Source organism: Streptococcus suis, from assembly GCF_002964045.1.
GTDB classification, from domain to species: Bacteria; Bacillota; Bacilli; order Lactobacillales; family Streptococcaceae; genus Streptococcus; species Streptococcus suis_U.
This window is the reverse complement of the sequence record NZ_POPB01000405.1, coordinates 1-8,738: the sequence shown is the minus strand read 5'-3', so window position 1 is coordinate 8,738 and position 8,738 is coordinate 1. Positions and strand designations below refer to the sequence as shown.

Annotated in this window: 6 protein-coding genes and 2 pseudogenes; 1 reads left to right on the top strand and 7 read right to left on the bottom strand. The window is 36.3% G+C overall.

The genetic code is table 11. The annotated features are described in order from the left end of the window. The 5 genes from C1E99_RS10430 to recX all read right to left on the bottom strand — a co-directional run. On the bottom strand, positions 1-980 hold a 980-nt coding region (locus tag C1E99_RS10430), incomplete at its 3' end, for an ISL3 family transposase (RefSeq protein ID WP_193441805.1). A gap of 509 nt (positions 981-1,489) precedes the next feature. Further along, on the bottom strand, positions 1,490-2,215 hold the full coding sequence (locus C1E99_RS10425) for a GntR family transcriptional regulator (protein WP_105107196.1): 726 nt from the start codon (positions 2,213-2,215) through the stop codon (positions 1,490-1,492). Positions 2,216-2,290: 75 nt separating this feature from the next. Beyond that, positions 2,291-2,608, bottom strand: coding sequence for a DUF960 domain-containing protein (locus C1E99_RS10420; RefSeq protein WP_105107195.1), 318 nt, complete (start codon positions 2,606-2,608; stop codon positions 2,291-2,293). Between the two features lie 61 nt (positions 2,609-2,669). Further along, positions 2,670-3,203, bottom strand: a complete 534-nt coding sequence (locus C1E99_RS10415; protein WP_004194106.1) for a DUF402 domain-containing protein — start codon at positions 3,201-3,203, stop codon at positions 2,670-2,672. 77 nt (positions 3,204-3,280) lie between these two features. Then, entirely contained in the window at positions 3,281-4,057 is a 777-nt protein-coding gene (gene recX / locus C1E99_RS10410) for a recombination regulator RecX (RefSeq protein WP_105144987.1), read from the bottom strand. A gap of 37 nt (positions 4,058-4,094) precedes the next feature. Between recX and rlmD the strand changes: the two are divergent. Continuing rightward, positions 4,095-5,444, top strand: a pseudogene (rlmD, locus tag C1E99_RS10405) (23S rRNA (uracil(1939)-C(5))-methyltransferase RlmD); the annotation flags it as partial. Positions 5,445-5,764: 320 nt separating this feature from the next. On the opposite strand, the gene C1E99_RS15270 reads toward rlmD, so the two are convergent. Then, positions 5,765-7,237 carry a plasmid recombination protein gene (locus C1E99_RS15270; RefSeq protein ID WP_024378623.1) on the bottom strand — a complete coding sequence of 491 codons (1,473 nt, stop codon included), beginning with the start codon at positions 7,235-7,237 and terminating at the stop codon, positions 5,765-5,767. A gap of 1,240 nt (positions 7,238-8,477) precedes the next feature. Next, positions 8,478-8,579, bottom strand: a pseudogene (locus tag C1E99_RS10395) (IS3 family transposase); the annotation flags it as partial. Positions 8,580-8,738 lie beyond the last annotated feature (159 nt).

Below are 8,738 nucleotides of genomic sequence, written 5' to 3'. Positions count from 1 at the left end.
CCTGTCTCTTGGAAATGGAATAAGAGAAGTTGATAGAGTTCATAGTGCTGTCGTAGTTCCTCGGAGAAAGACAGGAGTTTTTCCAGTATTTCCTTGTTAGTCAAGTGCATTCGGAACATAGGGCGATAAAATCGTTTATCGCTGATTTTACGGCTATCTTGTTGTATCAATTTCCAGTAGCGTTTCAAGGCTCGGTATTCCTGCGATGTTCTGTCGAATTGATTCATAATTTGAATACGGATACGGTTCATAGCACGACTAAGGTGTTGAACAATATGAAAGCGGTCGAGTACAATTTTTGCATTGGGAAATAGCTGTCTAGCCAATTTGTAGTATGGACTAAACATATCCATGGTAATGACTTTGACCCGATTTCTAACCTTTCTAGGATAGCGTAGAAAGTGGTTTCGGATGGTTGCTTGAGTTCTTCCGTCCAGAATGGCGATGACATTTAGGGAGTCGAAATCTTGAGCGATAAAGCTCATTTTCCCTTTTTTGAAGGCATACTCGTCCCAGCTCATCACCTCAGGTAAGGCATTCCAATCTGTTTCAAACTTGAACTCATTGAGTTTTCTCATAACTGATGATGTTGAGATAGATAGCCTGTGTGCAATATGTTTCATTGCTTGATTTTCGATGAGTAATTGAGCAATCTTCTGGTTAACAGCGACAGAGATTTGGTGGTTCTTCTTGACAAGAGGAGTTTCAGCGACCGCTATTTTTCCGCATTCTTTACACTTGAAGCGACGCTTTCTAAGGCGGATAAGTAGCGGGTAACCAGCAGTTTCTAGGTAGGGGATTTTAGAGGCTTTCTGGAAGTCGTATTTAGCCATTTGTCCCTTGCATTTTGAGCATTTAGGGGCTGTGTAATCCAAGTGACCGTGGAGTTCTAAGTGAGTTCCTAGGTCATATTCATTAGAGATAGTGATATTTTTGTCTTTAATTCTGAGAAGATTTGTGATAAGATTTAGTTGTTCCATATGGACCCTTTCTAATGAGTAGTTTGGTCGCTTTTCATTATAGGTCATATGGGACTTTTTTTCTACACTCAAAAAGGCTCCATAATCTCCACGGTGGTTTTACCCACTACAGAAATTATAGAGCCCGTTTTTTTGTTGTCATCTTTTAGTTCTTAATAAGTATTCACAGAAATTGCTTGGAAATCTTTTAAGTTTAACACCTGTATTCACAAGTAAAGTGCTTTAGATAAGAGATAGATTTTGGCTAATCAAATCAGTATTTTAGGGAATACGGTCCAAAAACCAATGTTGAGAAGCTGAAAAACTGGCCTTAGGTAGAAGTACAGAACTGTGAATACAAGATTTAAGTATTGAGCGAACCATACTTACCACAAAAATGCAGTTAGCTAGAACAGCCTCAAGGCTGATCTAGATTGGAAAGATGTTTCAAACTACAACTCTCTTATTGATAGGAGCTTTTCACTCGCCCATATTATCAAAAATAAACCAAATGACCATGGTATCTCTACCTATCTTTGATGACTTATCTTATAGCGAAATTGATCTGCTCTCGCAATACTAAAAGTAAATTCGATTAACAGATTTTTCACATTATACGTCTTTCTAATCAAATGCAAAACAGGGCTATTATTTGGAATACCTAATATTTTTGCTTCATGATCAAGAGATATACTGGCATAAAATTCCTCATCTGCAAGTCGAATAACCTGGTCATAATCTTCTAGAAATATTTCGTAAAGAGGCTTCTCTTTCATTCTCTGAGCTGTCAAATTTGGAAATGAAGAAATTGGAACATAGGTTCTTTCTAGCATCATTGGAATATCGTCTGCAAGACGTAATCGTTCCACTTCATAAACTTCTTCACCTGCTGAAATCTGTAAATGTTGAGCTATATAATCACTTGCTTGTACAATCTGAAACGATAAAATAGATGTTTTGGGAATCTTACCAATTTTTTTCATTTGTTCAGTAAAACTATAGGCCTGCGACAAATCAACAGCTCGTTCTGAAATCTCAGAAACATAGGTCCCCTTACCATGTTTTTTATATACCAAACCACGTTTTTCGAGCTCTTGCAAAGCCAAACGAACAGTAATTCTACTCACCCCATAGACTTGGGTTAATTCACGCTCAGAAAGCAACTTATCATTTGGGGCCATTCTTTCACGAATAGTAACTTCTAACTCATCTACCAATTGTAAATACAATGGTTTTTCCTCTTTGAGATGAACCATAATGACCTCCTATCTTGTCGACAATCTCACACTTCTATTGTACAACAAAATTATTATATTAACAAGGTGTTTTAACTACAAAAGCGTCACTTCGTCAGGAAGAGTAATGGTCTCCTTGCCTTGTTTATCCATCACTAAAATAGTCGATGGGTAAAAGGGATCAAAACGACTGTTCAAATCCAGAGCAATAGCATTTTTATAGCCCTCTTGAGAAAAGACTAGCGTAATCTTTCCCTTCCTATTTTTGATTGAAAAGCGAATCACATTTTTTAATGGAATCACACCCTTTAAATAATTATCAATAAAGAACCAGAAACTATCGATCACTTCACCAGGAAGTGAAGTTACAACTCCAAAACTAGCGTAACGACCATTGGTTTGATTAAATGCCATGCTCTACTCCTTCTTAAATGGTAAGAAAAAAACCTGCAAAACAGGATTTTCTTTTCTAACTTTATCTACTTCTCAGTTCTAAATAGCGTTTGTACCAGATATTGACATAGGCTGGAGAGAAAGGACCTCGCTGATTATTGATCCAATCAACCAGAATCTTGACATTTTCCTTCAAAATAAAATCAATATCATCAGAATACTTCATAGCCTTACGATGTCGCTCGTATTCATCAACATCCAAAAGCCTTTTCTCACCATCTGCAAAAACCTTGACGTCAAGATCATAATCGATGTATTTGAGTGCTTCGTTGTCAAGAACATAGGGACTTGCTAGGTTACAATAATAAGATACTCCGTTTTCTCGAATCATTGCAATGATATTGAACCAGTATTTCTTATGAAAATAAACGATTGCTGGCTCTCTCGTTACCCAACGTCTGCCATCATTTTCAGTCACTAAGGTGTGGTTATTGACCCCAATAATAGCATTTTCCGTTGTTTTTAATACCATGGTGTCACGCCAAGTGCGATGAATTTCACCGTCATGTTTATAACTTTGAATAGTAATAAAGTCGCCTTCCTTTGGTAATTTCACTTTGTTACCAACTTTCTACTATTACAATTTATCTTGACTATTATACCATATTTTTTCAACCTAGGCGAAAATTTTTCTCAGAGATATTCACGAAGGGCTGTTTTTATTGCATCAAAATCAAATCCCTTTCGGGCTAAAGCCTGTGTCAAACGTTGTTTTAGCTCATATCCCTCATATTTTCGACTGTATTTCCGATACTGCTTGTCTAACTCCTTGGCAATTAAATCTGCTTCATTCTCTTCATCCGAGGTCAATTCTAATGAACCAATACTCTGTTTGGCAAGCTCATAGGAAAACCCCTTAGCCATCAGCCCCTGAACCAACTTATCCTGTAAAGCTCGCAGGGGCAACTTGGATTGATACTTTCGACATAACTTTTCTGCAACCCTTTCAGCCAGCTCTGAAAAATCAATCTCAGTCAGTCCATCTTCTATGATTGATTTCGAAATTCCCTTCATCATCAATTTTTGACGAAGCATAGCCGGTCCCTTGTCACCACTCAAGCCATTCTGACGGATATAGGTTTCTACATAGTTTTTGTCATCAATCCATTTATCTTCTTCCAAATTGGCAACAATTTTTAAAGCAGCTGTCCCGCTAATTTCATACTTTTCCAGATAATCAAGAACTTCTTTTCTCGTTCTCTGCTTAAAAGAAATGAAATACAAGGCCAAATTTTTTCCATAGGAAAATTGGGCAAAATCCCGAATGGCTCCAAATTCCTCTTCTGTGATGTCCTTGTCCTTACTGAGCATGAAGCGAACAATAGTATCTTCTGTAATATAGATATTTTCCTGTCCGTCGACTTCTAAGAGATAAAGCCGTTTTTTCTTTTCGATTTTTGTAATTCTCATTCTTTCATTATACAGGAATTTTCGGTAAAATAATAATATGAATCTACAAGTAAACCAACGAATTCCCTTGAAAATCAAGCGAATGGGTATCAATGGCGAAGGTATTGGCTTTTATCAAAAAACGCTAGTCTTTGTTCCTGGTGCCCTCAAGGGGGAAGAAATCTATTGTCAAGTAACCTCTGTTAAACGTAATTTTGTGGAAGCAAGGCTACTGAAAATTAACAAAGAATCAAAATTCCGGGTCAAACCAAGCTGTGACATTTATCAAGCCTGTGGCGGCTGTCAAATCATGCACCTTCGTTATGACAAGCAACTGGACTTCAAGCAAGACCTGCTCCAACAAGCCTTGAAGAAATTTAAGCCAGCAGGCTATGAGGATTACCTCATTCCCCCAACCATTGGAATGGATCAGCCAAGCCATTATCGGGCTAAATTACAGTTTCAAACCCGTTCATTCAAGGGGCAAGTCAAAGCTGGGCTCTACGCCGAAAATTCCCATCGCCTGATTGGTATTACAGACTGTTATGTCCAAGACAAGGAAACCCAGAAAATTATCAATAGGATTGCTGACCTACTAACCAAGCACCGTATCCCTATTTACAACGAGCGTAAGGAGCAGGGCATTCGTACAGTTATGGTTCGCAGAGCCCGTCAATCTGGTCAGGTGCAGGTTATTTTTGTCACCTCCTGCCAGATCAATCTGACCAAACTCATTGAAGAAGTAACCAAGCAATTTCCTACTATTGTCACTGTTGCTCTAAACTGGAATAGACAGAAGTCCAGTGATATATACGGTGAAAAAACGGAGATTCTCTGGGGCAAACAGGCCATCGAAGAGGCTGTTTTGGATTATGAATTCTCCCTGTCACCTCGGGCATTCTACCAACTAAATCCCCAACAAACGGAAGTTCTCTATGGTGAGGCTGTCAAAGCTTTGGATATAACAGGTAATGAAGACCTAATCGACGCCTACTGCGGGGTGGGAACCATTGGCTTTGCCTTTGCCAGAAAGGTCAAGTCTGTTCGAGGTATGGATATTATCCCTGAAGCCATCGAGGATGCTAAGGCCAACGCCAAACGGATGGGGCTGACCAATACCCACTACGAAGCAGGTAAGGCTGAGGACATCATTCCCCAGTGGTACAGGGATGGCTATCGAGCGGATGCCCTAGTTGTTGATCCACCAAGAACTGGCTTAGATGAAAAACTACTCAAAACGATCTTGGAATACAAGCCTGCTAAAATGGTTTATGTATCCTGCAATGTTTCGACCCTAGCCAGAGATTTGGTTGAGCTGACAAAAGCTTATAAGGTTGAATATATCCAATCCGTTGATATGTTTCCTCATACTGCACGAACTGAGGCGGTTGTGAAATTGTCCAAACGAGATATCAACCATCATATTGATCTTGAAATCAATGAAGAAGATCTCAAAGATATTTCTGTCAAGAAGGATGCCACTTATTCAGAAATCAAAGATTATGTCTTTAGAAAATTTGAATTAAAAGTATCTACCCTTAACATTGCACAAGTAAAAAGGAAACTTGGGATAATCGAGCGAGAGAACTATAATCACTCTAAGAAAGAAAATCAAAGAGTTCCAAATTGTCCACCCAAAAAAGAACAAGCTATCATCGATGCGTTAACTTGGTTTGGAATGATTGAGTAATTAAATAAATTAAAAAGTGCAGAATTGATCTGCACTTTTTAACGTTCATAATCATTTGTATTGCGATTTTTACTTATTTGTTTTTGGTGTAATTTTTTGTGTTTTTCGATGCGTTCAAATACTTTTTTCTTATCATTTTCAGTGAGATAGTTTTGAAAATCTTCGTATAGGTTCATTGCAGGCTGCACTTCCTTCAATAGCGAATCCATTTTTTTCTCCGCTTCTTTTTGTTCAGCAATGCGTACTGACCTCTCATGTTGAAGTTGTACTCTAGCTCTTTTCAATTCACCAGTCAATTGGCTAATTTTCTTTTTTAATCCTTTGACAATACTATTGTTAAAGACTTTATCAATAAAATCGTCTAAAATTTGTTTCATAGGTTTGGTATTTACTTGGTATAACATTTTTTCAAAAATTTTTAAAGGTACAACTGCAAATTTTTCTTTTTTTCCAATTAGTCCACGTTCCTCTACTTTAAAGTCCTTGGTAAATAGGTAATTCTTATCCTCTTTAATTCCAATATCCTTTAATAATTGTTCGTTGATAGCATTTATAGCTTTTTCTTGAGCTAATAGTAATTCTAGTTTATCAGCTTTAGCTTCAAACTTTTCATCTAACTTATTAACAGACTCTTGCTTTGAATGGATGACATTATCATATTGTTCAATTGATTGTGTTTTTCTATCAATCTCTTTTTCAAGTGTATTCAACTTCTCTTTCTTTTTTGCAAATTCTTTTTCTACTTTTGAGACCTCAGAAGTGATTTCAGCTTTAATCTCATTCAGTTTCTTTCCTTTTTCCTCCTCAAGTTCAGCCATCATTTCTTTATATTCACGCATGTCTTTAATCTTGTTCGTACCTACTTTTTTACGTTCGACTGCCATTTCTTTCAACATTGTCTCAAGGACTTTAATTTCGTTGTTGCGAAAAGCCATAAGTTGAAATTTTCCTTTTTCTGTAAATCCCTCTTGCTTCAATGCTTTTGAAAAGCTGGGCTGTTTAGAGAGACCATTTTTATAACCGTCTGCGATGGGAACTACATTTAAATGTAAATGCGGAGCACCTTTTTCATCCAGATGCACTACTGCATTATAAACACGGAAATGTGGATGACGTTTTTCGAAATCTTGTGCATATTTAGCTAAATATATCCCTATGTTGAGTTTATATCCTTCTGGTAATTCATCCCAATCCGCTTTTGATCCAATACCAATGATAAACTCTCTTTGTTGATCTAAGGTATCAAGTTTACCAACATGTTTATAATAATCCTTGATTTTTCGATCATTTCTTATCTGCTTTTCATTGTATTCCTGCAAAGAAGGTCCAAATTCCTTTTCATATAGCTCTCGAATATCTAATTGTTTAACTACAATATTTTGATGACTTTTATCTCTAAGAATATGTGAATGTTCTGGGCTCTTCCATTCTTTTTCTGTTAAATCTCTATTATTATGTCGAATGTTTGTCATTCTCGGATTTGTTTTAAATGAAATAGTTAATTTTGGCATCACGTATACTCCTTAAAAATTTTTCTTTAATACAGTATGCCTTAAAAACTCATTTTAAAAATTTGAGAATGAATTTATTGGGAACTATCCCTGAACCAAGTAATTAATTACTGATGTTTTATTCTTTAGGACTGAAATCTATGGAGACCAATCTCTTACTATTAGAATGAAATTGACACCTTAACGAGTCCATTATAGAAAAATGTATTGACTATTTAAGTAATCCATATTTAAGCGATTAATGGTTTTGTATAGTTGACCATTTTGGCTGTAATAATGGATTCATAAATTACTCCATGATTGAAAAACATTGGCTAATAAAGTAATCCATGTTTGTAAAATAAAAGGCCAAGTAAAGTAGTCCATAATTGTATAATATATGGCTGAATAAACTAGTCCATATTCTCTAAATTAATGGACTAATTAAAGAAGCCCATATTTTCAAAAATAGCGGACCAATAAAGTAATCCATTCTTTAACAGATAATGGTTTTATAAAGTTACCCATTATGACTTAAAAAATGGATAGATAAATGACCCCATTATTTTTGTAGAAAAGTGATTATTTAAGATTGGTATCTTAATTTCTAAATTATCAATATCTTAAAATTTTGTGTTATGATTGCTCGAATAGCGAACAACGGCGAGGCGCTCCGCTATTCCTCGCCAAATAAATTAGACTCAATGATTTTCATTAAAAAATTTGAGAAGCAAGTAACAGAGGTTTTTGTTACTTTTTGTCAAAAAGTAACGTTTTTGTAGTTTTGACAACCCTACGGTTCATCAAAACTACAAACGCTCTGCCGAGGGCTATGGGTTGCACCCCTTTTTTGACCCTCACGGTTCAAAAAATTCACTGCTTTTTCGGCCCACAAAAGTGGCCTCGAAAAAATCGGCGCGAACTACGCACCGAAAAAATTGCTTCACGCAATTTTTGCTTGCCCATCTTTTGCTAACAAAATAATTTCAGCTGCGCTAAAATTATCAGCAAAAAATGGTCTTCGCCCGTCGCACGAATCAACGTGCGATTTGTCCGCGAACAGCGCAGACAAAAAAGAGAGAGCTTATAACTCCCTCCCATGCTTATTAACTAGGCTATTACTCTAGTTAATGTTTGCAATTAGACATATATTCATCATACGAGATTTCCAATGGCTCATAAATCGAAATAGTTTTAAGCTCAATCAACGGTCGTGGGACTGACCCCAAAAAAGTGAGAATTTAATAAAAACACCCTAGGGCTACCGTCTCCGGTATTCAACCGGAGACAGGTAGTCCAATTTTTGTTGGATTCTTTTTTCATTATAATATTTGATGTAATTTTCTACAATTTGAATTACAATATATTTCTGAAACTACACAATACAAATATTGACATGCAATTATTAATTGGTGGAGCTGAAGTTGACATCTACAAAGTTTAATGTTAAAATTCATTCAAAAATATATTTGAATGAGGTGTTTTATGATTCAAAATGTTGTTACTTCAATAATCCTGTATT